General features: G+C 73.6%; 22 protein-coding genes, 3 tRNA genes and 2 pseudogenes. 16 read left to right on the forward strand and 11 right to left on the reverse strand.

What is annotated here, in order from left to right; genetic code table 11:
- Window positions 1–15: 15 nt before the first annotated feature.
- The 3 genes from GXP74_RS38460 to GXP74_RS38470 form a co-directional block, all read right to left on the reverse strand.
- Window positions 16–228, reverse strand: coding sequence for an Os1348 family NHLP clan protein (locus GXP74_RS38460; protein ID WP_182455814.1), 213 nt, complete (start codon window positions 226–228; stop codon window positions 16–18).
- Between the two features lie 105 nt (window positions 229–333).
- A complete protein-coding gene (locus GXP74_RS38465; RefSeq protein WP_182455815.1) occupies window positions 334–1,032 on the reverse strand; it encodes a response regulator transcription factor in 699 nt (232 codons plus the stop codon).
- Window positions 1,033–1,091: 59 nt separating this feature from the next.
- A complete protein-coding gene (locus GXP74_RS38470) occupies window positions 1,092–2,063 on the reverse strand; it encodes a ScbA/BarX family gamma-butyrolactone biosynthesis protein (protein ID WP_182455816.1) in 972 nt (323 codons plus the stop codon).
- Between the two features lie 175 nt (window positions 2,064–2,238).
- On the opposite strand from GXP74_RS38470, the gene GXP74_RS38475 reads away from it, so the two are divergent.
- Together GXP74_RS38475 and GXP74_RS38480 are read left to right on the forward strand one after the other, a co-directional pair.
- A complete protein-coding gene (locus tag GXP74_RS38475; protein ID WP_182455817.1) occupies window positions 2,239–2,913 on the forward strand; it encodes a ScbR family autoregulator-binding transcription factor in 675 nt (224 codons plus the stop codon).
- Between the two features lie 155 nt (window positions 2,914–3,068).
- On the forward strand, window positions 3,069–3,941 hold the full coding sequence (locus GXP74_RS38480; RefSeq protein ID WP_182455818.1) for an NAD(P)H-binding protein: 873 nt from the start codon (window positions 3,069–3,071) through the stop codon (window positions 3,939–3,941).
- Between the two features lie 72 nt (window positions 3,942–4,013).
- On the opposite strand, the gene GXP74_RS38485 is transcribed toward GXP74_RS38480, so the two are convergent.
- A complete protein-coding gene (locus tag GXP74_RS38485; protein ID WP_182455819.1) occupies window positions 4,014–4,649 on the reverse strand; it encodes a ScbR family autoregulator-binding transcription factor in 636 nt (211 codons plus the stop codon).
- A 186-nt stretch (window positions 4,650–4,835) separates the two neighbouring features.
- Here GXP74_RS38485 and GXP74_RS38490 point away from each other — a divergent pair, with 186 nt between their 5' ends.
- Both GXP74_RS38490 and GXP74_RS38495 read left to right on the forward strand, forming a co-directional pair.
- Window positions 4,836–5,594 carry a sensor histidine kinase gene (locus GXP74_RS38490; protein WP_182455820.1) on the forward strand — a complete coding sequence of 253 codons (759 nt, stop codon included), beginning with the start codon at window positions 4,836–4,838 and terminating at the stop codon, window positions 5,592–5,594.
- A complete protein-coding gene (locus GXP74_RS38495; protein ID WP_182455821.1) occupies window positions 5,591–6,241 on the forward strand; it encodes a response regulator transcription factor in 651 nt (216 codons plus the stop codon). The genes GXP74_RS38490 and GXP74_RS38495 overlap by 4 nt, the downstream gene beginning before the upstream one ends.
- A gap of 98 nt (window positions 6,242–6,339) precedes the next feature.
- On the opposite strand, the gene GXP74_RS38500 is transcribed toward GXP74_RS38495, so the two are convergent.
- From GXP74_RS38500 to GXP74_RS38510, 3 genes are all read right to left on the reverse strand, one after another.
- Window positions 6,340–8,631: a DEAD/DEAH box helicase gene (locus tag GXP74_RS38500; protein ID WP_182455822.1), complete on the reverse strand. Its 2,292-nt coding sequence runs from the start codon at window positions 8,629–8,631 to the stop codon at window positions 6,340–6,342.
- 353 nt (window positions 8,632–8,984) lie between these two features.
- Window positions 8,985–9,527 carry a hypothetical protein gene (locus GXP74_RS38505; protein ID WP_182455823.1) on the reverse strand — a complete coding sequence of 181 codons (543 nt, stop codon included), beginning with the start codon at window positions 9,525–9,527 and terminating at the stop codon, window positions 8,985–8,987.
- Window positions 9,528–9,632: 105 nt separating this feature from the next.
- A complete protein-coding gene (locus tag GXP74_RS38510; protein WP_182455824.1) occupies window positions 9,633–9,983 on the reverse strand; it encodes a metallopeptidase family protein in 351 nt (116 codons plus the stop codon).
- Window positions 9,984–10,110: 127 nt separating this feature from the next.
- Between GXP74_RS38510 and GXP74_RS38515 the strand changes: the two genes are divergently transcribed.
- From GXP74_RS38515 to GXP74_RS38535, 5 genes and pseudogenes are all read left to right on the forward strand, one after another.
- A tRNA-Glu gene (locus tag GXP74_RS38515) sits at window positions 10,111–10,183 on the forward strand.
- 33 nt (window positions 10,184–10,216) lie between these two features.
- A tRNA-Asp gene (locus tag GXP74_RS38520) sits at window positions 10,217–10,290 on the forward strand.
- Window positions 10,291–10,316: 26 nt separating this feature from the next.
- Window positions 10,317–10,393, forward strand: a tRNA-Phe gene (locus tag GXP74_RS38525).
- Window positions 10,394–10,595: 202 nt separating this feature from the next.
- Window positions 10,596–10,963: pseudogene (locus GXP74_RS38530) on the forward strand (type II toxin-antitoxin system RelE/ParE family toxin).
- 92 nt (window positions 10,964–11,055) lie between these two features.
- Entirely contained in the window at window positions 11,056–11,292 is a 237-nt protein-coding gene (locus GXP74_RS38535; protein WP_370468584.1) for a helix-turn-helix transcriptional regulator, read from the forward strand.
- Here the strand turns inward: GXP74_RS38535 and GXP74_RS38540 are convergent.
- Window positions 11,289–11,927 (reverse strand): hypothetical protein, encoded by a 639-nt coding sequence (locus tag GXP74_RS38540; protein ID WP_182455826.1) that lies wholly within the window; start codon window positions 11,925–11,927, stop codon window positions 11,289–11,291. The genes GXP74_RS38535 and GXP74_RS38540 overlap by 4 nt on opposite strands.
- A gap of 209 nt (window positions 11,928–12,136) precedes the next feature.
- Between GXP74_RS38540 and GXP74_RS38545 the strand changes: the two genes are divergently transcribed.
- Both GXP74_RS38545 and GXP74_RS38550 read left to right on the forward strand, forming a co-directional pair.
- Window positions 12,137–12,682 carry a Uma2 family endonuclease gene (locus GXP74_RS38545; RefSeq protein ID WP_182455827.1) on the forward strand — a complete coding sequence of 182 codons (546 nt, stop codon included), beginning with the start codon at window positions 12,137–12,139 and terminating at the stop codon, window positions 12,680–12,682.
- A gap of 279 nt (window positions 12,683–12,961) precedes the next feature.
- Entirely contained in the window at window positions 12,962–15,022 is a 2,061-nt protein-coding gene (locus GXP74_RS38550; RefSeq protein WP_182455828.1) for a prolyl oligopeptidase family serine peptidase, read from the forward strand.
- Between the two features lie 59 nt (window positions 15,023–15,081).
- Here GXP74_RS38550 and GXP74_RS38555 read toward each other — a convergent pair whose 3' ends face one another.
- Window positions 15,082–16,068 (reverse strand): LysR substrate-binding domain-containing protein, encoded by a 987-nt coding sequence (locus tag GXP74_RS38555; protein WP_182455829.1) that lies wholly within the window; start codon window positions 16,066–16,068, stop codon window positions 15,082–15,084.
- An 80-nt stretch (window positions 16,069–16,148) separates the two neighbouring features.
- On the opposite strand from GXP74_RS38555, the gene GXP74_RS38560 reads away from it, so the two are divergent.
- Together GXP74_RS38560 and GXP74_RS38565 are read left to right on the forward strand one after the other, a co-directional pair.
- Window positions 16,149–17,249: a YeiH family protein gene (locus GXP74_RS38560; protein ID WP_182455830.1), complete on the forward strand. Its 1,101-nt coding sequence runs from the start codon at window positions 16,149–16,151 to the stop codon at window positions 17,247–17,249.
- A 156-nt stretch (window positions 17,250–17,405) separates the two neighbouring features.
- A complete protein-coding gene (locus GXP74_RS38565) occupies window positions 17,406–17,945 on the forward strand; it encodes a cupin domain-containing protein (RefSeq protein WP_182455831.1) in 540 nt (179 codons plus the stop codon).
- A gap of 9 nt (window positions 17,946–17,954) precedes the next feature.
- Here the strand turns inward: GXP74_RS38565 and GXP74_RS38570 are convergent, their stop codons facing one another.
- Window positions 17,955–19,154, reverse strand: a complete 1,200-nt coding sequence (locus GXP74_RS38570) for a cell wall metabolism sensor histidine kinase WalK (RefSeq protein ID WP_182455832.1) — start codon at window positions 19,152–19,154, stop codon at window positions 17,955–17,957.
- Complete coding sequence (locus GXP74_RS38575; RefSeq protein WP_182455833.1) at window positions 19,151–19,810, reverse strand: response regulator transcription factor; 660 nt, start codon at window positions 19,808–19,810, stop codon at window positions 19,151–19,153. The genes GXP74_RS38570 and GXP74_RS38575 overlap by 4 nt, the downstream gene beginning before the upstream one ends.
- Window positions 19,811–19,918: 108 nt before the next feature.
- Here GXP74_RS38575 and GXP74_RS38580 point away from each other — a divergent pair, with 108 nt between their 5' ends.
- The 3 genes and pseudogenes from GXP74_RS38580 to GXP74_RS41335 all read left to right on the forward strand — a co-directional run.
- A complete protein-coding gene (locus GXP74_RS38580) occupies window positions 19,919–20,752 on the forward strand; it encodes a M24 family metallopeptidase (protein WP_182455834.1) in 834 nt (277 codons plus the stop codon).
- On the forward strand, window positions 20,749–22,572 hold the full coding sequence (locus GXP74_RS38585) for an SDR family oxidoreductase (RefSeq protein WP_182455835.1): 1,824 nt from the start codon (window positions 20,749–20,751) through the stop codon (window positions 22,570–22,572). Before GXP74_RS38580 ends, GXP74_RS38585 begins: the two co-directional genes overlap by 4 nt.
- Window positions 22,569–23,459, forward strand: a pseudogene (locus tag GXP74_RS41335) (metal-dependent hydrolase); the annotation flags it as partial. The gene GXP74_RS38585 and the pseudogene GXP74_RS41335, both read left to right, overlap by 4 nt.
- Window positions 23,460–23,802: the final 343 nt, after the last annotated feature.

Here is a 23,802-nt window from a genome sequence, read left to right on the forward strand (position 1 = left end):
GGTAGCGGTCGCGGCTTAGTAGTACGCCGGGGTGGCGCCGTGGGCCTCGACCTCGGCCTGGAACAGGCCCTGGGCGGCGAGCTCGCGGATCTTCTCGACCTGCTCCTCGGTCAGGCTGTACTCGGCGGCGACCGCGGCCGGCTCGTCCAGGAACCGCGCCGCGAAGGCGTCGTCGGTGATGGCGCGCTGGATGAGCTCACGCAGGCGGGGGCGGGAAGAGTCAGACATGGTGTCCTCCAGGACTTTCGGGTCGGTCCGCCGGGCTGTTCCGGCGTCCCCTTGACGAGCTCAATCCTGTTCCCACGCGCCGTTCGAAAGATCAGCCGCCGCGGCCTATTCGTCCTCCCCCAATGGCGGATGCCGCTCCGCGCCATGGCCTACATCCGGCGTGCCGATGGCGTACGAGCTCTGGCCGAACAGCTTATTGACCGCGTCGATCCGGGAACTGGCCCCGAGTTTCTCGAAGATGTTGCCGAGGTGGCGTTTCACCGTGCCCTCGGCGATCGACAGCCGGTTGCCGATCTGCCGGTTGCTCAGCGCGTCGGCCACGTAGGTCATGATCTCGTGCTCGCGCGGGGTGAGCCCGCCGCCCGGGCCCGGCGCGGGCTGCTCCCCGGGCTCGCGTCGCAGGTGCACCGTGGTCAGCCCGGCCACCGCGCCCCGGATGCTGGAGAGCAGCACCTCCCGGGAGGCGTCCTTGTGCAGGTAGCCGGTCACCCCCGCGCCCAGCATCGACTCCATCAGCCGCAGGTCACCGTGCATGGTCAGGACGATGATCCGGGCCAGCGGGCTGACCTGGCGCAGCCGTTCGACGGTGGCGACCGGTCCCGGGCCCGGCATCTCGACGTCCAGCAGCACCACGTCCGGGCGGTGCTCGGCGGCCAGCGCCACCGCGGCGGCGCCGTCCGCCGCCTGCGCCACGACCGTCAGATCCGGCTCCCGGCACAGCAGTTCGCACAGCGCCGCACGCAGCAGCCCGTGGTCGTCCGCGGCCAGGATCCGGATCCGGCCGGGGCCGGTCGTCGGCGCCATCACCACTGTCTTCCTCCCGCTCGCCTTCCGTCCGCGCTCCGCCGGGCCCCCGCGGGCGCTCAGCCCGCGTGCACCGGCAGCGCCTCGACGATGCAGCTGAACACCTGCTGGTCGTCCTGGCGGCCGAGGACGGACACGGTGGTGTGGCCGTCCCCCCGGGAGACCACCGGACCGGCCTCGATCCAGCAGGGGCGGTCGAGTTCGACGTAGCGCTGGAAGCTGCTGGTGATCGACACCGGGACGGAGCCCCGGCGCGGGGTGAACAGGTGCGTCGCCTGGCGGGCCGCCTCCAGCAGCAGCATCCCCGGGGCGTGGTCGACCGGGTGGTCGAACAGCACCGGGTGGCTGGTGTCGGCCCGCAGCCGCCAGCGGTGCGGCTGGTCGGTGGCGCCCAGCACCACGTCGAAGGCGGACCGGCGGCCCACGCTCTCGGCGGCCACCGGCGCCACCACGGCCACCGGACCCGGTGCCCGGTGCGCGCCGCGCACCCGGTCGTAGGCGCTGGGCGAGATGCAGACCAGCTGCCCGCCGCCGCGCGCGACCAGCCCGCCGTCGCGGCGGATGACCACGCCGATGCGCATCCCGGCGATGCTCCGGCCGCGCGGGCGGACCTCGGTGCAGGAGACCTCCAGGTCCAGGTCGGCCGGGGCGCCGCCGACCAGGGTGTGCTCGGGCACGACCGTGAAGTGCAGGTCGCTCATCATGAAGTGGCTGTCCAGCGGCACCCCGAACTCGGCGTGCGCGAGCATGGTGCCGGCCTGGCGGATGGTCTCGGCGGCCAGCATCGGGTCGTGGTGCCCGGTGGGCAGCGAGGAGAAGAAGCTGTGGCCGCGGGGCCACTGGGCGGACATCCGGAACAGCACGTCGTCGACCCGCTCCCAGCCGGTCAGCAGCACCTCGGCGACTGCGGCACGATGCACGAACTCCTTTGGAACCGTGCGGGTCAGCGGCGCGTCGGAGACCGCCGTGGCCGGATGGGCCAGGGCGCGTGACCGGCGCGGGGACACAGCGGATATCAAGAGGTCGGACATGGATGGACTCCCCCGGGGACGGCGCGGCTCAGAAGGGTGTATGGGCGCCTGTTCGCTGATAAGATACGGACCAACCGGTTTTAAATCTAGTGAGTTCAGAATCTTGCCACGAAAGTCATCACGTGGAGGACTCAGGAGGGCGCGACGGCGCACGTCGCGCCGGAGGAGCGGCCCTATGGCGAAGCAGGAACGTGCGATTCGGACGCGCAAGATCATCCTGCGAGCGGCCGGCGAGGTCTTCGACGAACAGGGCTACGAGGCGTCCACCATCAGCGACATCCTGGCGCGCGCGCAGGTGACGAAGGGCGCGCTGTACTTCCACTTCCGCTCCAAGGAGGAGCTGGCCCGGGGCGTCCTGGACGAGCAGGCGCGACTGATCGCGGTGGCCCCGCAGGCGCTCAAGCTCCAGGAGCTGGTGGACATGGCCATGGGCGTGGGCGCCCGGCTGAACGACGACCCGCTGCTCCGCGGCAGCATCCGGCTCACCGTTGAGCAGGGCGCACGCAGCCTCGGCACCCAGAGCGGACCCTATGTGGCCTGGACCGAGGTCGCCGTCGGCATACTGGAGGCGGCCCGGGCGCAGGGCGAGCTGCTGCCGCACGTGTCGCCGGTGGACACCGCCGAGCTGATCGTCGGCGCCTTCGCCGGGATCCAGCTGATGTCGCAGACCATGTCCGACCGGACCGACCTGGGCCGCCGCCTGTCGGTGTTCCTGGACCACATCCTGCCGAGCGTCGCGGTGCCGGGGATCCTCTCCCGGCTGGACACCGCGCCGGACCGCGGCCAGCGGATCCTGACCCGGTTCGGCCAGGCCGAGGAGGCCGAAGCGGTGGAGCCGGCCACCGTCTGACCCGGCGCCGACGCGCCGCTCCCTGGTCCCGGGCTGGCTTTCCTGTCGGTTGCATGGCAAAAATAAACCGACCAGAAGGCCCGTTCCCGCTCCACCCGGGGCGGGGGGAGCCGGAGCGGGGTGCCGCGGGCGACACCCCCGAAACGGAGGCGCGCATGCTGTTGGTGACGGGGGCGAGCGGCACGGTGGGCCGCGAGGTGATCGGGCTGCTGCCACCCGGGCAACCCGCCCGGGTACTGCTGCGGGACCCGGCCCGGGCCGGGACGATCAGCGGACGCCCCGGGCTGCAGGTCGTCCCGGGCGACTACGACGACCGGCGCAGCTTGGCGGCGGCGATGGCCGGAGTCCGCGCGGTGTTCCAGGTCACCTGCGACCCGAACCGCCCGGAGCAGGACCAGGCCCTGATCGACGCGGCCCGCGCGGCCGGGGTGCGGCAGCTGGTGAAGCTCTCCGCACTCGCGGTGAGCGACCCGGAGGCGGACGACCTGATCACCCGCTGGCAGCGGGACAGCGAGCAGCGGGTGCGCGCCTCGGGACTGTGCTGGACCCTGCTGCGGCCGCGGGCGTTCATGTCCAACGCGCTCCGCTGGGCCGACTCGGTGCGCACCGCGTCCGTGGTCCGGGCGCTGCACGGCACCGCTCCGCACGCCTGCGTCGACCCCCGGGACGTGGCCCGAGTGGCGGTGCGGGCCCTCACCGAGCCCGGACACGAGGGTCGGACCTACGCGCTCACCGGGCCGGAGCCGGTGAGCCCGGCGCAGCAGGTCGGGATGCTCGCGCAGGTGCTCGGCCGACCGCTGCGGTTCGAGGAACTGACCGAGGAACAGGCCCGGCAGGGGCTGCTCCGGCGCTACCCGCCGGAGCTGGCCGAGGCGCTGCTGGCCAGTGCCGCCCGCCAGCGGGACGGCGGCAAGGCGCTGGTGACCGGAACCGTCGCCCGGCTCACCGGACGCGCTCCGGGCAGCTTCCGGGCCTGGGCCCGCGACCACGCGCACGCCTTCGGCGATCCGGTCCCGGCCGCCCACTGACCCGCGCGCACTAACAGCACGCGTGGTCTGTTTTCCCCAGGTCGCCGACCGACAAACAAACCGGTGGTGCTGTTATTTTCGCGCCGAGCCGGCCGGGTCGAACGGGTACCGGGCCAGGGCCTCCGGGGCCGCCAGGCGGGGCAGCAGCAGCCGCCAGAACGCCAGCAGCGCGTCCTCGGAGAGCCAGATCGGATCGGTCCGGCCCAGGATCTCGAAGCCCGCCGTAGTCGCCGTGATGGTCTGCGCGGCGTCCTTCGGCGGCACCCCCTCGGCCAGCGTCCGCTCCGCCGCGGCCCCGTCCAGACGGGCCGCGACGAAGGCCTCCCAGGCCGCCCGGGGATCCGCCCGGCCGATCCCCGAGGTGCCCTCGTAGCGCATCCGGAAAGCCGCCCTGACCACCACGTCCTCACGCAGCAGCGCAGCCAGCGCGTGTGTGCTGTCGATGAGTTGCTGCAACGACGGGAGCGCCGGGAGGTCCCCGCCGACCGGCTCCCAGAGCCGCGCCAGCGCCTGCATCGCCTCGTCCTCGACCGCCGCCGCGAGGGCTTCCTTGGTGTCGAAGTGGAAGTGCAGCGCACCGTTGCTGACCCCGGCCGCGCCGCTGATCTCGGCGAGTCCGGCGTCGCGGAACCCGTGCGTGTCGAAGCTCTGCGCGGCTGACTGTATGAGGCGCCGCCGCGTGAGGGCGGCGCGGCCTTGCTGGGCCATTGATACTCCTGGCTGCTGGCAGGGTAGCCGAGGACGCGGCCGTACCGAGGCTTGAGGATCTTAGCGTAATTTAGAAACCAGGCAGGACGTTTCGAGAATAAAAAAACCGGGTGGTTTGACTTTTATTGGCCTCGCGACTAGTCTCGCCGCGTGAGCAGCGCGGCCTCGAAGGTCAGGAGTACGTCCATGCAGAGCTCCGCCGACCTCGACGCCCCCGGCCCGGCCCCGGCCCGCCCGGGCCGACCACAGCCGGAGCACCGCCGCGGCCGCCCCGGCCACCGCCGCCGGGAGCAGCTGCTCTGGGAGGCCGCCGCCCGCAGCGAACGCCGTCGGCTGGCCCGGGAGATCCACGACCAGCTGGGCGCCACCCTGGCGCTGACCCTGCGGTTCCTGGAACTGGCCGAGCTCACCGGCGAAAGCGACCCCGCCGCCGCCCGCTCCCACGCCCGGCGCGCCCGGGAGGGGGTGGACCAGGCGATCCGGGACGCCCGCTCGCTGATCACCGACCTGGGTGACCGACCCGGCTCCCCGCCCGCACCGCCCTCACTGCGCCGGGAGATCCAGGGCTTCCTCCGCGCGGCCGACCCGGTCGGCCTGGACGTGCACATCCGGGTCACCGGGGACGAACGCGGCACCGACCCGGCCCTGCGCCAGGAGGGCTTCCTGATCATCCGTGAGGCGCTGCGCAACGTGCTCGCCCACGCCGGGGCGTCGCAGGCCTGGGTGGACGCCCGCTTCAGCCACGGCGAGCTGCGCGCCGGCGTCCGCGACGACGGCACCGGCTTCCCGGCCACCACCGGCCGATCCGCCCGCTACGGCCTGACCGCCATGCGCGAGCGCGCCGAGAGCGTCGGCGGCACGGTCACCGTCGACAGCAGCCCGCACCACGGGACCCGGGTCGAGCTGGTCCTGCCCGCGCCCACCGGGCGCCGCGCCCGCCGATGACCGCACCACCCCGGCCCGCGATCACCCTGCTGCTCGCCGACGACCACGCCATCCTCCGGGAGACACTGCGCGAGTCGTTGGAGGCCGAGCCGGACCTCTCGGTGGTGGCCGAGGCGGGCGACGGCGCCACCGCCCTGGCGGAGGCCGCCCGGCTGGCTCCGGACCTGGTCCTGCTCGACCTGGAGATGCCCGGACCGCCCGCCTCGGTGACCGTCCGACGGCTGCTCGACCTGCGGCCGCGTCCCCGCATCGTCATCCTGAGCATGTACGACGACCCGGGCTACGCCCAGGAGTTGCTGACCCTGGGCGTCAACGGCTACCTGAGCAAGGGCGTCGGCCGCCGACGGCTGGTCTCGGTGATCCGCGAGGTGGTGGAGGACGAGGCGCGGGTGCTGCTCTCGTACGCTCCGGCGGAGCGCGCGGCCAGGCCCGGACGGCTCTCCCAGCGCGAGCGCGAACTGCTGTCGCTGGTCGCCCGGGCGCACAGCAACCGGCAGATAGCGAGCGGCCTGGGCATCAGCGAGGCCACGGTCAAACGCCACCTGCAGAACATCTACCTGAAGCTGGACGCGGCCTCCCGGATGGACGCCGTCAACAAGGCGGTGGCCGGTTCGCTGATCCCCTCCCCCCTGGCCCGCCCCCGCTGAACCCGGGCCGCTGAACCCGGGCCGGGAACGCCGAAGGGCCGCCGCCCCCGGCCCGGTGAACCGGGTGGGGGCGGCGGCCCTTCGTTCATGTCGCTGGGTCAGTTCTTCCAGCGCGGCTTGCGGTCCGCGGCGGCGGAACCGCCGAAGCTGCTGCCGCCACGGTCGTCCCGACGCTGGAACCCGCCGGTCGGACGCCCGCCGGCGGCCGGACGGTGGTCGTCGCGCCGCCCGTACGCCGGACGGCTGCTGCCGCCGGACGCGGGCCGGTCACCGAAGGAACGGCTGCTGCCGCCACGGTCGTCCCGGCTCTGGTACGGGGTCGACGGGCGCCCGCTGCGCTCACCGAAGCTGCCGCCGCTGCGGCCGCCCTGGTAGCCGCCGGAGGAGCGGCCGTCACGGTCGCCGCCGAAGGGGCGGCTGCCGCCACGGTCGTCACGGCGCTGGAAGCCGCCGCTGCGCTCCGAGCCGCGGTCGTCGCGGCGCTCGCCGCCACGGTCGTCCCGGCGCTGGAACCCGCCCGAGGAACGCTCGTCCCGGCGCTGGAAGCCACCGGAGGAGCGGCTTTCACGGTCGCCGCCGAAGGAGCGGCTGCCGCCACGGTCGTCACGGCGCTCGAAGCCGCCGCTGCGCTCCGAACCGCGGTCGTCGCGGCGCTGGAAGCCACCGGAGGAGCGGTTGTCACGGTCGCCGTAGGAACGGCCGCCGCGGTCGTCGCGACGCTCGAACCGGTCGTCGCGGCGCTCGAAGCCGCCCCGCTCCCGGCCGCCGCGCTCGTCGTCGGCCACCGGGCCGGCCTGGGCCGGGACGCTGACCTCGGCCGCGGCCTCGGTACCGGTCTCGGCGTCAGTGGCGTCGGCCGCCGGGGCGTCGTCCTCGATGCCCAGCGCGGCCCGCTCGCGGGCGGCCCGTGCGGCCAGCCGGTCGGCGTCCTGACGCAGGTCGGCGGCGTGCTTGGTGGCGCGCTCCAGCTCGCGGGTGAGCTCCACCACGTCCCGCTCGGCCTGCTTGGCCTGGGTGGCGACCGACTCGGCCTGGACCTCGCTGAGCGAGCGGGCACCGGTGATCTTCACCATGTCGGCGTCGAAGGCGCCGTCCACGATGTGGCGGGTGGCCTCGACCCCGGCGTCCTCCAGCAGGCGGAAGACCGACCGGCGCTGGTGCGGCAGGATCAGCGTGACCACGGTGCCGGAGCGGCCCGCGCGGGCGGTACGGCCGGAGCGGTGCAGGTAGTCCTTGTGGTCACCGGCCGGGTCGACGTTCAGGACCAGGTCGACGTCGTCGACGTGGATGCCGCGCGCGGCGACGTCCGTGGCGACGAGGACGTTGACGTAGCCCTCCTTGAAGTCGGCCAGCGTCCGGGTGCGGGCGCCCTGGGTCATGCCGCCGTGCAGCGCGTCGGCCAGCACCCCGGCGTCGCGCAGCTGCTCGGCGACCCGGTCGCAGCCCATCTGGGTGCGCACGAAGATGATCGTCTTGCCCTTGCGGGCGGAGATGGCGTTGGTGACCGGCGCCTTGTCCTTGGGCTTCACGACCAGGACGTGGTGGGTCATGGTGGTGACCGCACCGGCCGAGGGGTCGACCTCGTGCGTCACCGGGTTCTTCAGGTAGCGCTTGACCAGGGTGTCGATCTCGTTCTCCAGCGTGGCGGAGAAGAGCATCCGCTGGCCGCCGGCCGGCACCTGGTCGAGGATCTCGGTGACCTCGGGCATGAAGCCCATGTCGGCCATCTGGTCGGCCTCGTCCAGGACGATGACCTCGGTGGCGTCCAGGTTGCAGGCGCTGCGGTCGATCAGGTCGCGCAGTCGGCCGGGGGTGGCCACCAGCACGTCCACGCCGCGCTCCAGCGCGTAGATCTGGTTGGACATCGAGGTACCGCCGCAGACGACCTTGAGCCGCAGGCCGAGCACCGAGCCGTACGGCTCCAGCGCGTCGGCGACCTGCATGGCCAGCTCGCGGGTCGGGACCAGGATCAGGCCGCGCGGGCGCTTGGCCTGGCTGCGGCTGCCGCCGAGGCGGGTGAGCAGCGGGAGGCCGAAGCTCAGCGTCTTGCCGGAGCCGGTACGGCCGCGGCCGAGGACGTCCTTGCCCGCCAGCGCGTCCGGGATGGTCGCGGCCTGGATCGGGAACGGCTCGGTGACACCCTTCTTGGCGAGGGTGCGGACGAGGTCCGGGTGCAGTCCGAGGTCACTGAACGTGACCTTCGGCTCGGCCGGCTCGACGGGCTCGTCCGCCTCGACGACCTCGTCCGGGAGGTCCGGGAGGTCGGTGGCGGCGACGGCGTCGGTGATGGTGTCGGTGGCGTCGGACTGGGTGGTGCTGACCGTGGCGGCGGCAGAGGCTTCGGCGCCGTTTTCGGGCATGGCGAAGCGGTCGTCGTCAACGAGAGACATGAAGAACCTTCCGGGTGTTGGCACGCGCCAAGTCCGCGGGGTTCACCTACAACCGCCTCAATGCGGCCAGCCACGGAGTGCACGGAACGCGCCAGGGCGCCTTTGTTCTGATCAAGCGGCGGCGCCGGGCAAATGAAACAACAACGATCTACCAAGATAGCCTACCGGTGATCCGCTACGCAAATCACCCGGCTGGCCCATTCCAGCTCGGAGGTGCGGCAGGCTGTCCCGACGGGACCGTCTGCCAGTTCCAACAGTGCCCCCCTCCCGGGTATTCCCGCCCCCACGACCGGAACCTCCAGCGACCTCCAGCGACCTTCCGGGTATCTTCCGCGGATCTTCGCAGGGGCCTCCTAGGGGGTCGGTCCGGCCGAGGCGGACACGCTCGGTGACGAGGACGGCGGCTGGGTCGTCGGCGGCGCGCTCGGCGGCGGTGGCGGCGGGGGTGTCGGCTGGACGCTGGCGGTGGCCGTGGGCGTCCCCGCCCCGCCGCCCGAACTCCCGCCCGAGCCACCGCCCTTGACGCCGCCACCGGAACCCCCGGCGGGGCCGCCCTCGGTGCTGCCCGCGCTCGCCGCCGCGCCGCCGGGGCGGCCGACCGTCGCGGTCGGCGAGGGGGTGCCCACCGCCAGGTCCTGGTCGGCCCCGGCCGAGGCGCCGGGACCGGCCGAGGCCGACGCCGAGGGGTCGCCGTCCCGGCGCCGGGTGCCCGCCCGCGCCTGCACCTGGTCCCCCGGCACATGGCCCAGGCTGGGCCGGTCCTGCGGCAGCCGCGCCCCGGGCGCGGCCGGGACGCTGCCGCCGACCTCCATACAGCCCGTCAGCACGCCCGCGCCCAGCACCGCGAGGGCGACCACCCCGACCACCCGGCGCACCCGGGAATCACCTGTACCCACCCTCGCGGCCCCGCTTCCCTCGGCTCGGCGGCCGTCGGCTACAGCCCCCCGCAGTCCTCAACGCCGACGGGGGGCGGCAGGACACGGCAGCCGCCTCGCGGCGGGTCAGCCGTAGCCGAGCTCGTGCAGCCGCGCGTCGGAGATCCCGAAGTGGTGCCCGATCTCGTGCACCACGGTCACCCGCACCTGCCGGACCACCTCCTCGGCGGTGCGGCAGGCGCGCAGCGCGGGGTTGCGGTAGACGGTGATCCGGTCCGGCAGCACCCCGGCGTACCACTCACCGCGCTCGGTCAGCGGCGTCCCCTCGTACAGCCCGAACAGCTCCGGCCCGCCCGGCGGGCACTCGTCCTCGACGAAGATCACCACGTTGTCCATCAGCCGGGTCAGCTCGGTCGGGATCCCGTCCAGCGCCTCACCGACCAGCTCCTCGAACCGCTCCCTGGTCATCTCCAGCACGTCGCTCCTCAGGGGCCCTCCGGACCGACACCCGCGCGCCGGTGGAATCCATTTTGGCGATACCCGGCTCCATCCCATATGCTTCTGAACGTCCCCGACGGCCGCAAGGAAGCCGGGAGGGCCACCCGCCCTCATCGTCTAGTGGCCCAGGACGCCGCCCTTTCAAGGCGGTAGCACGGGTTCGAATCCCGTTGGGGGTACGCATTAAACCGCGTGCAGGTTCGCCTGTACGAGGCCTCGTGGAGCAGTTGGTTAGCTCGCCACCCTGTCAAGGTGGAGGTCGCGGGTTCAAGTCCCGTCGAGGTCGCTGTACCCCCCTTCGGGGGGAGTTTCGGCCAGGTAGCTCAGTTGGTACGAGCGTCCGCCTGAAAAGCGGAAGGTCGCCGGTTCGACCCCGGCCCTGGCCACCAGCCTTGACCACGCACGATGCCCTCGAAGCAGCCCGCTTCGGGGGCATTTTCGTGCCGTTTGACGCCAACGGTGCGGCGGACGGTCACCACGTACGGCTTCAGAGCCATGCCTACTGCACCCATGTTCGACCCATCCCTCGTTCAAGCAGTTCCCTCGACAGGCAGTCTCGATAGACATCCGAGTGTATATATGCTCCGATATATGAGTAGGCAAGGGGTCATCGAGATCGAACCGGAGGTCCGGCAGTGGCTGAAACCCTCGGCGACCGCGACTACCTCCATGCGGAGCATGCCGCCGAGCGGCTTCTGGGCGAGCCGTACTCGCGACACCTCGGCGACGGGCTCCGTGAGCTGCGGTTCGCACTCGGCCACGACGGCAACGCCGTCCGGGTTACCTACTGGCTGGCGCCCGAACGAAGAATCGTTCTGCTGACCGTCTTCCGCAAGACGAAGATGCGGGAGAGCACCGAGGTGGAACGGGCGAAGCAGGCCCAGAAGACCTGCCGGGCCGAGCACGAGGCCGCACACGACGAGTTCACTCGCACCCCCACTCTGGGAGAGAACCGATGAACCACGCACGCTGGAAGCTGGCCCAAGAGCGGAAGACCACCGAGGGCTACACAGAACCGCCAGAGATCGAGGCCGCGCGAGCGGAGATCCGCATGGCCTTCGACCTGGGACAGGCAGTCCACGACCGGCGGGCAGAACTGGGGATCTCTCAGACGGAACTCGCCAGGAGAGCATCCATGAGCCAGCCTCAGATCTCCAAGCTGGAACTCGGCGGCACCGTTCCCACCCTCCCCTTGCTGGCACGCCTCGCCAAGGCGCTCGATGCCTCACTCAACATCGCCCTCGACGGGGACACCTCCAGCGTGGTCTTCACACCCCACGCGGCCTAACGTCGGCACCGCGCCCGGCCCCACCAGGCTGAGCCGACCAAGGATGCGCGGTTGACGCCAGCGCTGACGCCAACCGCCCCGGACGAACGCGTCCGACTGCGGCTGTCCACGAACGTCAGAGGGAACGAAGCCGGGACATCTCGATGCCCCGGCTTGGCCTGGAAAGCGGAAGGTCGCCGGTTCGACCCCGACCCTGGCCACCAGCCTTGACCAGACACGATGCCCCCCAACTCGGCCCGCACCCCGGCGATGGCACCGAGCGAGTCCTCGGCGCCCTCCTCCCAGTCCGCGCCCTCGTCCTCGCTGCGCAGATCCAGAACGAGGTGGGTCTTGGTCGTCCATGCCACGACGCACTCGTCGACGCAGTACGGCTCCAATGCCCGCAGCGTGAGCGGCCCCTTGGGCACGCGCAGGATCACCTGACGGGTGCCCCAGTTGGTCAGGTAGAGGTGAGCGTCGTAGTACCGCTCCACCATCCGCCTCGGATCACCGCGGAAGTTGCCCCACTGATATTCGTTGGTGAAGCTGGTCGCGGTGATCCGGGCCCGGGTGGACAGCGCCCGCAGTTGCTCCTGCTCGTCGCAGGTCAGCGGTCGGTCGATCGCCAGGAACCCGTAGTACTGGTACTCGCTCATCGCTGCGACCCTAGCGGGGCCCCCGAACCCCGATGATGGAATCTGCCGAGCCCGAGACAGACATCGTTCACAGTCAGCTGCCGCGCCGGCTGACCGGGACCGATCCGTGCACTTCTCAGCTGAACCTGACACGGAGTGAAAGACCCGGCCAACGGACTCGCCCGACTAGGCTGGAGGCATCAGCTGACTCACCCGGAAGGGCACCGCGCATGAACCCCGAGCACTTCGCGATCCTTGAAGAGGCTCGCAGGAGCCTGCCAGACGGGTTCAAAGTCGAACTCTCCGGCGACACCATCGTCATGATGGTCAGCCCCTCGGGTATCCACCAACGGAATCTCTTGGTGGTGCGCCGCCAGTTCGACGCGCACGCCCCGGCAGGACTACTGCCCAGCGAGAACACCGACCTCATCTCGCCCAATGTCGGCAAGAGCCGCAATCCCGACCTGACGTACCTGCCGGACGACGCACTAACGACCAGGGACAACCAGGTTCCTGCCGAGGTCGCTGCGATTGCCGTCGAACTGGTCTCACCGTCCAACCCGGAGAACGACTGGGTGGGAAAGGTACGGGACTACCCGCTCATGAGAATCCCCCTCTACCTCGTGATCGACGCGAGGGAGAAGGCGGTCACCCTCTTCAGCCGACCCGACGGCACGAAGTACCACCGCCGGGAGGACATCGCGTTCGGCGAGGCCATCCACATCCCGGAGCCGTTCGACTTCGAGCTGGTCACGACCGGCCTGCTCCCCTACTGAGCACAGCCGGCACATGTGAAGCTCCGCCGGTAGACGCCAGCGCTGACGCCAACCGGCGTGGACGACGGCACCCAAAGCTGCACTGCCACGCCAACGGCAGGGCGGACGGGACAGCACGAAGTACCAACAAGCGGGGAGGGCTGGACCCGGGGCCGGGAGAACCGATAGAACATCAGTGAAGCCCCTCGCGTGAGCACCGCTCCCGCTAGGGGCTTTCGCGCGTCCTCAGCCGGTTTCGCTCCGAGTCGGCTCACCTCCGCGGCACCAGGTCAGGAGACCATGGACACCGACGACTTCCCGCTCCAGTACGCCCGCACCCGGCGCTTCTCGCTCGGTGTCCCGCAGCAGTTCACCGTCTCCCCGGACGGCGAGCGGGTGCTGTTCCTGCGCTCCGCCTCCGGCTCCGACCCGCGCACCCTGCTCTGGCAGTACCAGGACGGCGCCGAGCGCCCGCTCGCCGACCCGGCCGACAGCGCGGCGGGCGTCGGCGGGTACGCCACCGACCGGGAGGCCCGGCTGGTGGCCTTCACCGTGGACGGCGCGCTGTGGACGGTGCGCACCGACGGCGGCGCGCCGCGCCGCCTGCCGGTCCCGGCGCCGGTCGCCGACCCGCGCCCCTCCCCCGACGGGACGCTGATCGCGTACCTGAGCGCGGGCGCGCTGCGGGTGGTGCGCGCCGACGGGACGGCGGACCGGCCGCTCGCCGAGCCGGAGGGCCCGGACGTCAGCCACGGCCTGCCGGACTTCACCGCCCGGGAGTCGATCGGCCGGGCCCGCGGCTACTGGTGGTCGCCCGCGAGCGACGCGCTGCTGGTCACCCGGGTGGACCAGTCGATGGTGCACCGCCGCTGGATCGCCGACCCGGCCAACCCGGACCGGCCGCCGCGGGTCGTCCGCTACCCGGCCGCGGGCACCCCCAACGCCGAGACCACGCTGCGGCTGGTCGCCCTCGACGGGCGGCACACCCCGGTCGGGCTGCCGGACCGGGCGACCGAGCCGGAGCGGACCGGAACGGCCGGGGCGGGCGAGTGGCACGCCCCGGCCTTCGAGTACCTGGTCGGCGCCGGGTGGGGCCCCGCCGGTCCGGTGGCCGCCGTGCAGACCAGGGACCAGCGGACGGTGCGGGTACTCCGGATCGACCCGGCGACCGGCCGCGGCGAACCGCTGTCCGAGCACCGGGCCGAGCGCGGCTGGGTGCTGGTCCCGCCCGGTACCCCGGCGCTCACCGACGCCGGGGTACCGGTGCTGCCGCATGTGCGCGGCGACGCCTGGAGCATCCGGATCGGCGCGCTGCCCGCCCCGGCCGGGCTCCAGGTCCGGGCGGTGGCGGCGGTGGCGGGCGAACGGGTGCTGTTCACCGCGAGCGAGGAGCCGACCGAGGTCCACGTCTGGTCGTACACCCCGGCCGCCGGGTTCACCCGGCTGACCTCGGAGCCGGGCGTGCACGCCGTCGCCGCCGGCGGCGGCACGCTGGTGCTGGACAGCCGGACCGAGGACGGCCAGGCGGTGACCGTGCTCCGCGACGGGCGGCCGACCGGGCGGATCGAGGTACTCGCCGAGCGGCCCCGGTTCACCCGGGCGCCGATCCACCTCAGCCTGGGCGTAAGGGAGTTGCGCACCCGGCTGCACCTGCCGTCCTGGTACCGGCCGGGCTCGGACCGGCTGCCGGTGCTGCTCAGCCCGTACGCCGGGCCCGGGATGCAGCTGGTCACCCGCGCCCGGGCCTGGTACACCGACGCCTGCCAGTGGTTCGCCGAGCAGGGCTTCGCGGTGCTGGCCACCGACGGTCGCGGCACACCCGGACGCGGCGTCGCCTGGCAGCACGCCATCCTCGGCGACCGGCTGGGCCCGGTGCTGACCGACCAGATCGACGCGCTGCACGCGGCGGCCGAGCGGTGCGACGCGCTGGACCTGGACCGGGTGGGCATCCGCGGCTGGTCGTTCAGCGGCTACCTGGCGGCGGGCGCGGTACTGCTGCGGCCGGACGTCTTCCACGCGGCGGTCGCCGGGGCCCCGCCGACCGACCGGCGGCTCTACGACAGCTTCTGGGAGGAACGCTTCCTCGGGCACCCGGACGTCCAGCCGGAGAACTACCAGCGGTCCTCGCTGCTCCCGCACGCGCACCGGCTCTCCCGGCCGCTGCTGCTGGTGCACGGGCTGGCGGACGACAACGTCTACCCGGCGCACACGCTGCGGCTCTCGGCGGCGCTGCTGGCGGCGGGCCGCCCGCACCGGGTGCTGCCGCTGCCGGGGGTGGGCCACCAGCTCGCCCGCTCGGGCGTCGCCGACCAGCTGCTGCGGGCGGAGCTGGACTTCTTCAGGTCCACGCTCGGCGGCTGAGCGGCGGCGGCTGAGCGGCGACTGAGCGGCGGCGGCTGAGCGGCGGCGGCCGGAGACCGTCAGCGCCCGGGGCCGCCCTGGGCGATCCAGAGCAGGTGCTTGGCGGCCTCCGGCAGCTCCGCCTCCAGCGGCCAGACCGCGCGCAGCACCCGGGTCAGGTCGAGACCGGCCTCCACCGGGACCTCCACCAGCCGCCCGGCGGCCAGGTCCTCGCTGACCGCGAGGTCGGACAGCACCGCCGGGGCCGCCCCGCCCGCCGCCGCGCTGCGCAGCGGCGCGGTCGAGCCGAGCTCCAGCAGCGGCACCGACGGGCCGTGCCAGGGGCGCAGCGCCCGTTCCAGGGTCTCCCGGGTACCGGACCCGGCCTCGCGCAGCAGCAGCTGGGTGGCCGCCAGTTCGGCGCCGGAGACGGGTCGGCGGCGCCTGGTCCAGGGGTGGTCCGGGGCGGTGACCACGACCAGCCGGTCCCGGGCGACCGGCAGCGACTGGAGGTCGGTCGGCGTCCAGGGGCCCTCGATGAAGCCGAGTTCGACCTCGCCGTGCCGCAGTGCCTGGATCACCAGCTGGCTGTTGGTGACCCGCAGTCCGACGTGGACCCGCGGGTAGTGGGTGCGCATCGCCATCAGCCAGCCGGGCAGCAGCTGCTCGGCCAGGGTGAGGCTGGCGGCGATCCGCAGGTCGCCCTGGAGCTGGGACTTGAGCGCGGCGATGCCCTCGGCCAGCACGTCGGCCTGCTCCAGCACCCGGTTCGCCCAGTCGGTGACCAGTACTCCGGCGGCGGTGAGCTGCGATCCGGTGGTGGCCCGTTGCAGCAGCGGCAGCCCGAGCCGCTTCTCCAGGGTGCGCATCCGGCTGCTGGCGGTGGGCTGGCTGATGCCCAGCCGGGCGGCGGCGCGGCCGAGGCTGCCGGTCTGCGCGACGGCGACCAGCAGCTCCAGCGCGTGCAGGTCCGGCAGCCGCCGGGGCGCCGGGGCGGGCCGGTAGCCACCGGTCGAGCCGGGGGAACGTGGCACGTCGGAGGGGTCGGCGGGGTCGGGCGAAGCCATGGCCATAGGGAAACTCTATGACGTGCGTGGCTATTGGCGGGTACCGGGGCGCAGCCGGTGGGAGCAGCGTGGAAGCCGTGATGATCTCCGCGCTCCGCCACCGTGTCCACGCCCCCGCACCGGCCACCACCCCGGCCCCGGCTGTAGCGACGGCCCCGGCGAAGGCTGCGGCTCCGGCGACCGCCCCGTCCGGGCACGGACCGGTGGGCGCGGCGCTGCCCGGGCTGGCGCTGACCACCGTCGGGGTCGCCCTGGCCTGGGAGGTCAACCGGCTGCTGCCGACCGTGGCGACGCTGACCGCGGCCGTGGTGCTGGGCGTGGTCGCCCGCAACCTGCGGCTGCTGCCGGGCGCGGCCCGGCCGGGGCTGGACCTGGCAGCCAAGCGGCTGATGCGGCTCGGCATCGTGCTGCTGGGCCTCAAGCTGGCCCTCGGCCAGGTGCTGGCCCTGGGCTGGCAGACGCTGCTGGTGGTGGTCGCGGTGGTCGCCGCGACCTTCTTCGGCACCCGCTGGCTGGGGAGGAAGGTGGGCCTGCCCGGAGACCAGGCGCTGCTGATCGCGACCGGCTTCTCCATCTGCGGGGCCTCGGCGGTCGCGGCGATGAACGGGGTGACCGACAGCGACGAGGACGACGTGGTGACGGCGGTGGCCCTGGTCACCCTGTGCGGCAGCCTGGCGATCGTGGTGCTGCCGCTGCTGCACCACCCGCTGGGCCTGACCGACCCGCAGTTCGGCCGCTGGGCCGGGGCGAGCGTGCACGACGTGGGCCAGGTGGTGGCGGTCGGGCAGACCGCGGGCCCGGTGGCGCTGGCGCAGGCGGTGGTGGTCAAGCTGATGCGGGTGGCGCTGCTGGCGCCGATCGTGGCCGGGGTCGCCGTGGCCCGCCGTCGTCGCGGCGGTGTGCCCGAGGCGGGCGCCGAGCGGCCCGCGATCGTGCCGCTGTTCGTGGTCGGCTTCCTGGCGATGGTGGCGCTGCGGAGCACCGGGGCGGTCCCGGCGCACGTGGTGGACACCGTGGAGTCGCTGGACAACCTGCTGCTGGCGGCGGCGCTGTTCGGCCTCGGCAGCGCGGTGGACATCGGTCGGCTGGTCCGCACCGGCGGCAAGGCGCTGCTGGTGGGCCTGGCCTCCTGGCTGATGATCGCGAGCGTGGCCTACGCGGGCGTGCTGCTCACCACCTGACCGCGCACCACCCGACCGCTCACCACCTGACCGTCCACCACCCGCCCGCGCACCACCCGCCCGGCCCGGTCACCGACCGGCTGGTCCGCCGCGCCCGCTTGTACGATGCGACCGACCGGGCCCCACCGACCGGACGATCCCAGCAGGAGGCACCACTTGTCCCCGACCCGCGAGACACCCCGGGTACTGGCGGAGCTGACCGAGCTGGTCGCCCGGGCGGACGCGGGGCAGGGCGGGGCGCTGTGGCGGCTGGCCGAGCCGGGCCGCCAGCTGGACGCCAACCTGGTCAGGCTCGCGCCCGGGGCCGAGGTCGGCGAGCATGTCGAGGGCGACCTGGACGTGCTGCTGATGGTCGTCGACGGCGGCGGCGAGCTGGGCGTCGGGCATCCGGGGGGCCGTGTCGAGCGGCAGCCGCTGGGCACCGGCACGGTGGTCTGGCTGCCCCGGGGGTCCCGCCGCTCACTGCACGCGGGCCCGGACGGACTGGTCTACCTCACCGCCCACCAGCGGCGTCCGGCGCTCGGCATCAAGCGCCTCGACGGCGGCACCGTGGGCCTCCGCACGGCCACCCCGCAGGGCGGCGACGCGCCCTGCCTGCTGGACCGGGTCTGCCCCGGCTGCGACCGGGTCTCCGCCGAGGCCACCGCCCGCTTCTGCGGCCACTGCGGCACCGCCCTCCCCGGCGCCGGTTCCTGACCGGCGCGCCTAGCCGCCCGGGGCGACCGGCAGCCGCAGGACGACGGTCAGGCCGCCGTCCGGGCGGGCCGCGGCGCTCACCCGGCCGCCGTGCGCCTGGGCGACCGCGCGGACGATCGACAGGCCGAGGCCGACGCCCTCCCGGGCCGGTTCGCCCGAGCTGCGGCGGGAGTGCCGCCCCCGGTGGAACGGCTCGAACAGCTGGTCCAGCTGCTCCGGCGGCACCGGCGGCCCGTCGTTGGCGACCAGCACCTCCAGCCAGCCGTCGTCCGCCGCCTGCCGGGTGGCCACCCGCAGCAGGCCGCCGTCCCGGTTGTACTTGACCGCGTTCTCCAGAAGGTTGGCCACCGCGATGCCGAGCAGCGCGACGTTGCCGCGCAGCACGGCGGGGTCCAGCTCCGCCTCCAGCCGCAGGCCCCGGTTCCGGCGCCGGGCGGCGACCTGGTCCAACGCCTCGGCGGCCAGGTCGGCCAGGTCCTCCTCCTCGAACTCGGTGACCCCCTGCTCCGAGCGGGCCAGCGTGAGCAGCGCCTCGATCAGCCGCTGCGCGTGCTGGGTGGAGTTCGCCACGTCCTGGGCCATGGTCCGCCACTGCTCCTCGGTGGCGGCGGGCTTGGCCAGGGTGACCTCGACGGCGGTGCGGGTGAGCGCCAGCGGGGTGCGCAGTTCGTGGCTGGCGTTGGCGACGAAGCGGCGCTGCGCGCCGAAGGCCGCGTCCAGGCGTTCCAGCATCTCGTCGAAGGTGTCGCCGAGCTGCTTGAGCTCGTCCGGCGGTCCGGGCAGGTTCAGCCGTTCGTGCAGCGTGGTGTCGGTGGCCCGGCGGGCGGCGGCGGTGATCGCGGCGATCGGGCGCAGCATCCGCCCGGCGATCCACCAGCCCAGCAGCGCCGACACGGCGACCACCACCAGCAGCAGCAGCAGCGAGACCCGGAGCAGGTGGGAGGCGGCGGCGTCGCGGATCTGGTCGCTCAGACCGATGATGTGGTCGTGGTCCGGGTCCAACTGGCTGGGGACCGCGTTCGCGGGCAGCGGCCGGAAGATCGCCCGGTAGAAGACGGTGGTGAGGGCCAGCACCAGGACGCTGCCGCCCATGGTGAACAGCGCCGCGAAGGTGAGCGTCAGCCTGGTGCGGATGGCCAGCGGCGGGCGCCGCAGCCAGCGCGCGCCCCGCCGGAGCAGCTGCCCGGCCCGCCGCCGGGCGCCGGTCACGGGACGATCCGGTAGCCCGCGCCGACCAGGGTCTCCACCAGGTCGGGCGCGCCGAGCTTGCGCCGCAGCCGGTTGACGGTGACCCGGACGGTGTTGGTGAACGGGTCCGCGTGCTCGTCCCAGGCGCGTTCCAGCAGCTGCTCGTGGCTGATCACCGCGCCGCCGGCGCTGAGCAGCACCTGCAACACGGCGAACTCCTTGGCGGTCAGCGCGATCGGCCGACCGGCCCGGTGGACGGTCCGGCGCAGCGTGTCCATGGTGAGGTCGCCGCAGGTCAGTACGGCGACGTGGGCCCGGCCCCGGCGGCCGAGGGACTGGATGCGCAGGGTGAGCTCGGCGAAGGAGAAGGGCTTGCCGAGGTAGTCGTCGGCGCCCAGGGTGAGCCCGTCCACCCGGTCGTCGGTGCCGGACAGCGCGGTCAGCATCAGGATCATCGGCGCGCCGTCGCGGCCCACCAGCTGTCGGCAGACCTCGTCGCCGGAGCGGCCGGGCAGGTCGCGGTCCAGCACCAGCACGTCGTAGACGCCGTTGATCTCGATCTTCTCCAGGGCGTCGTTGCCGTCGTGGCAGATGTCCACGGCCATGCCCTGGTCACGCAGACCCTCGGCGATCCGTGCGGCCAGGCGTTCTTCGTCCTCGACGACCAGGATGCGCATGCTCCCCATTGTCACCGACCTCCCTGTCAAGGCCGTTCGGCGCCTGGGAGGACGATTCCGCGGCGCACGGCTCTGGTGGGCGGGCGGCTTCGGCGCTATGTTGACAGAATGTCTAATAAGGAGCAGCCGGCCTGGACGCCGGTGGATCTGGCCAGGTTCCGCGAGGTCCAGCAGCTCGCCTACCGCTGCGCGCGGGCGGTCGCGGACGGGCTGGAGCCGGGGACGACGGAACGGCAGGCCGCGCGGCGGATGCGGCAGTGGCTGGAGGCCAACGGCGCGGACGACTGGTTCCACGTGCCCTTCGCCTGGTTCGGCGACCGGACGGTGTTCCACCGCTTCCGCACGCCGCTCCAGTTCTTCCCGACCGACCGGCGGCTGGAGGAGGGCATGCCCTTCATCCTCGACTGCGCCCCGGTCGCCGACGGCTACACCGCCGACATCGGCTACGCCGGCAGCCTCGGCGGCAACCGGGTGCAGGCGCAGATCCTGGACGACCTCCAGGAGTACCGGCGGCTGATCCTGGACCAGGTGCGCGAGCGCCGCCCGCTGGACCAGATCTACCGCGCGGTGGACGCCCTGGTCGCCCGGCACGGCTACGACAACCGGCACCGGGTCTACCCGGGCCGGGTGCTGGCCCACCAGGTCACCCGGCTGCGGACGCGCGGTCCGCGCACGGTGGTCGCCGGGTTCGGCGCGCGCAGCCTGCAGACCCTCGGCCGGGAGCTGGTCGCCGAGCGGATCCAGCACCGCTCCCCGCTCTGGGCGGACGGCAGGTCCTCCGCGCACGCGCCCACCCCGGGCCTGTGGGCGGTCGAGCCGCACCTCGGCTGCCGCGGCGTCGGCGCCAAGTTCGAGGAACTGCTGGTGGTCACCGAGGACGACGCCTACTGGCTGGACGAAGACCTGCCGCACGTCAACCGCTGGAAGGAGCAGGCCGCATGAGCAGCCACCACCGGGGCCGGGCCCCGGACGAAGGCCGCCGCAGCTTCGTCACCGCACCGGACGGCGTCCGGCTCGCGGTGCGCGAGTGGGGTGACCCGGACTCCGCCGCCCCCGCCGTGGTGCTGGTCCACGGCTACCCAGACACCCACGCCGTGTGGCGGCCGATCGCCGGGCTGCTGGCCGCGAACCGCCGGGTGGTGGCCTACGACGTGCGCGGCGCCGGGGCCTCCGACGCGCCGCGCCGGATCGGCGCCTACACCCTGGCCGCGCTGGAGGCCGACCTCGGCGCGGTGCTGGACGCGGTCAGCCCGGACCGCCCGGTCCACCTGGTCGGGCACGACTGGGGCTCGATCCAGTCCTGGGAGGCGGTCACCGGCAGTGCCCTGGCCGACCGGATCGCCTCCTTCACCTCGGTCTCCGGGCCCTGCCTGGACCACGCCGCGCACTGGTTCCGGGCCAAGGCCCGGCACCCCCGGCCGCGCGGCCTGGCCCAGCTCGCCGGGCAGGGGCTGCGCTCCTGGTACCTCGGGTACTTCCAACTCCCGCTGCTGCCGCCGCTGCTGTGGCGGACCGGGCTGGCCAAGGCGTGGCCCGCGCTTCAACACGCGATCGAGGGCGTCCCGCGCGGCAGCGCCGCGCCGACGCTGCCGGCCGACGCGGTCCGCGGGCTGGCGCTGTACCGGGCCAACATGCTGCCCCGGATCGCGCGGCCCCGGCAGCGGCCCACCGCGATCCCGGTCCAGGTGGTGCTGCCGCAGCGGGACCTCTACGTCTCCCCGGCGCTGGCCGGGCAGGCCCCGCAGCCCTGGGCGCCCCGGCTGTGGCGCCGCCCGCTGCGCTCCGGGCACTGGGCCCCGCTCACCCACGACGGCGTCCTCGCCCGCTGGATCGAGGAGTTCGCCGCGCACATCGACGGCGCGCCGGCCGCGCCCGGCCTGGCGCGGGCCCAGGTGCGGCCGCCCGGGCAGCGCGAGCCGGGGTCGTTCGCCGGGCGGCTCGCGGTGGTCACCGGCGCGGGCAGCGGCATCGGCCGGGCCACCGCGCTCGCCCTCGCCGAGGGCGGCGCCAGCGTGATCGCCGCCGACCTGAACGCCGAGGCCGCGGCCCGCACCGCCCGGCTCGCCTCGCTGTTCGGCGCCCCGGCCCACCCGTACACCGTGGACGTCGCCGACGCCGCCGCGATGGAGGCCTTCGCCAAGGCGGTGCAGAGCGAGCACGGCACGCCCGACATCGTGGTCAACAACGCCGGGATCGGCATGGGCGGGGCCTTCCTGGACACCAGCACCGCCGACTGGGAGGCGGTGCTCGGCGTCAACCTGATGGGCGTGGTGCACGGCTGCCGACTGTTCGGCGCGCAGCTGAAGGAGCGCGGCGAGGGCGGGCACATCGTCAACATCGCCTCGGCGGCGGCGTTCACCCCCTCGCGCACGCTCCCGGCGTACGCCACCACCAAGGCCGCGGTGCTGATGCTGAGCGAGTGCCTGCGGGCCGAACTGGCGGGCGAGGGAATCGGCGTGAGCGCGGTCTGCCCCGGCTTCGTCAACACCGGTATCGCCAGGGCCACCCGCTATGTCGGCGTCTCCGGCGACGAGCAGGAGCAGCTGCGCGGCAACGCGGACCGGCTCTACCGGCTCCGCAACGTCGGCCCGGACCGGATCGCGGCAGCCGTGCTGCGCGCGGTGGAGGAGAATCGCGCCGTCGTCCCCGTCGCCGCCGAGGCCCGGATCGGATCGGCGCTGCGCCGCCTGTCGCCCGGGACGCTGCGGCTGATCGCCCGCCGCGACCTCACCCCCCGAAGCAGCAGCAGGAGGACCCGATGACCGTCGTCACCACCGAGCACGCCGCCCTGCGACCGCGCCGGGTCGCCTTCGACTGGCAGCACACCCCGCTGCACTGGGTCCCCGGGGACCCGTTCTCCACCCACATGATCAACGTGCTGCACCTGCTGCTGCCGGCCGGGGAGCGCTGGTTCGTCGACGTCTACAAGCAGGCGCTGCCACTGGTCCGGGACCAGCGGCTGCGCGAGGACATGATCGGGTTCATCGGGCAGGAGTCGGTCCACTCGCAGGCCCACTCCACGGTCCTGGAACACCTGCTGGCGCAGGGCCTGGACCCGGCCCCCTACACCGAGCAGATGGACTGGTTCTTCGAGCACCTGCTCGGCGACAACACCGCGCCGCCGCTGGCCGGCCGCTGGTGGCTGCTGGAACGGGTCGCCATCATCGCCGCGATCGAGCACTACACGGCGGTGCTCGGCAAGTGGGTGCTGGACGCGCGCGGCTTCGACCGCTTCGGCGCCGACCCGACCATGGTCGACCTGCTGCGCTGGCACGGCGCGGAGGAGGTCGAGCACCGCTCGGTCGCCTTCGACGTGTTCCAGCACCTGGACGGCGGCTACGGGCGCCGGGTGCGGACCATGAGCGTGGTGTTCCCGACCATGTTCTGGCTCTGGGTGCGCGGGGTGAAGTTCTTCCTGGCGAACGACCCGGAGCTGAGCCCGGCCGAGCGGAAGGCGGCCGAGCCGCACCTCCGCGACTGGGTGCGGGCGGCCAGGGAGGAGCTGGTGCCCGCGCCCCGGGACATCTTCTCGGCCGTGCCCCGCTACCTGCGCCGCCGCTACCACCCCACGCAGGAGGGCTCGACCGCCAAGGCGCTGGCCTACCTGGCGAGTTCGCCCGCCGCCAAGGCGGCGGCAGCCGCTTCGGGACCGGCTTCGGGTGCCGCTTCGGGACCGGCTTCGGGTGCGGCGGAGCTCCGGCTGGAGCTGGTGGTGGCCGGGCGGCGGGAGGCCGCCGAGGGCGTGGCCGAACTGCGGCTGGCGGCGGCGGACGGCGGCGAACTGCCCGGCTGGGAGCCGGGCGCACACCTGGACCTGCTGCTGCCCTCGGGCCTGGTCCGGCAGTACTCGCTCTGCGGCGACCCGGCCGACCGGGGGAGCTACCGGATCGCGGTGCGGCTCACCGAGGACAGCCGGGGCGGATCGCGGGAGGTGCACACGGCGCTGACCGAGGGCGCGCGCATCGACGCGCACGCCCCGCGCAACCGCTTCC

Origin of the sequence: Streptacidiphilus sp. P02-A3a (assembly GCF_014084105.1) — a bacterium.
In the GTDB taxonomy this organism is placed as follows: domain Bacteria; phylum Actinomycetota; class Actinomycetes; order Streptomycetales; family Streptomycetaceae; genus Streptacidiphilus.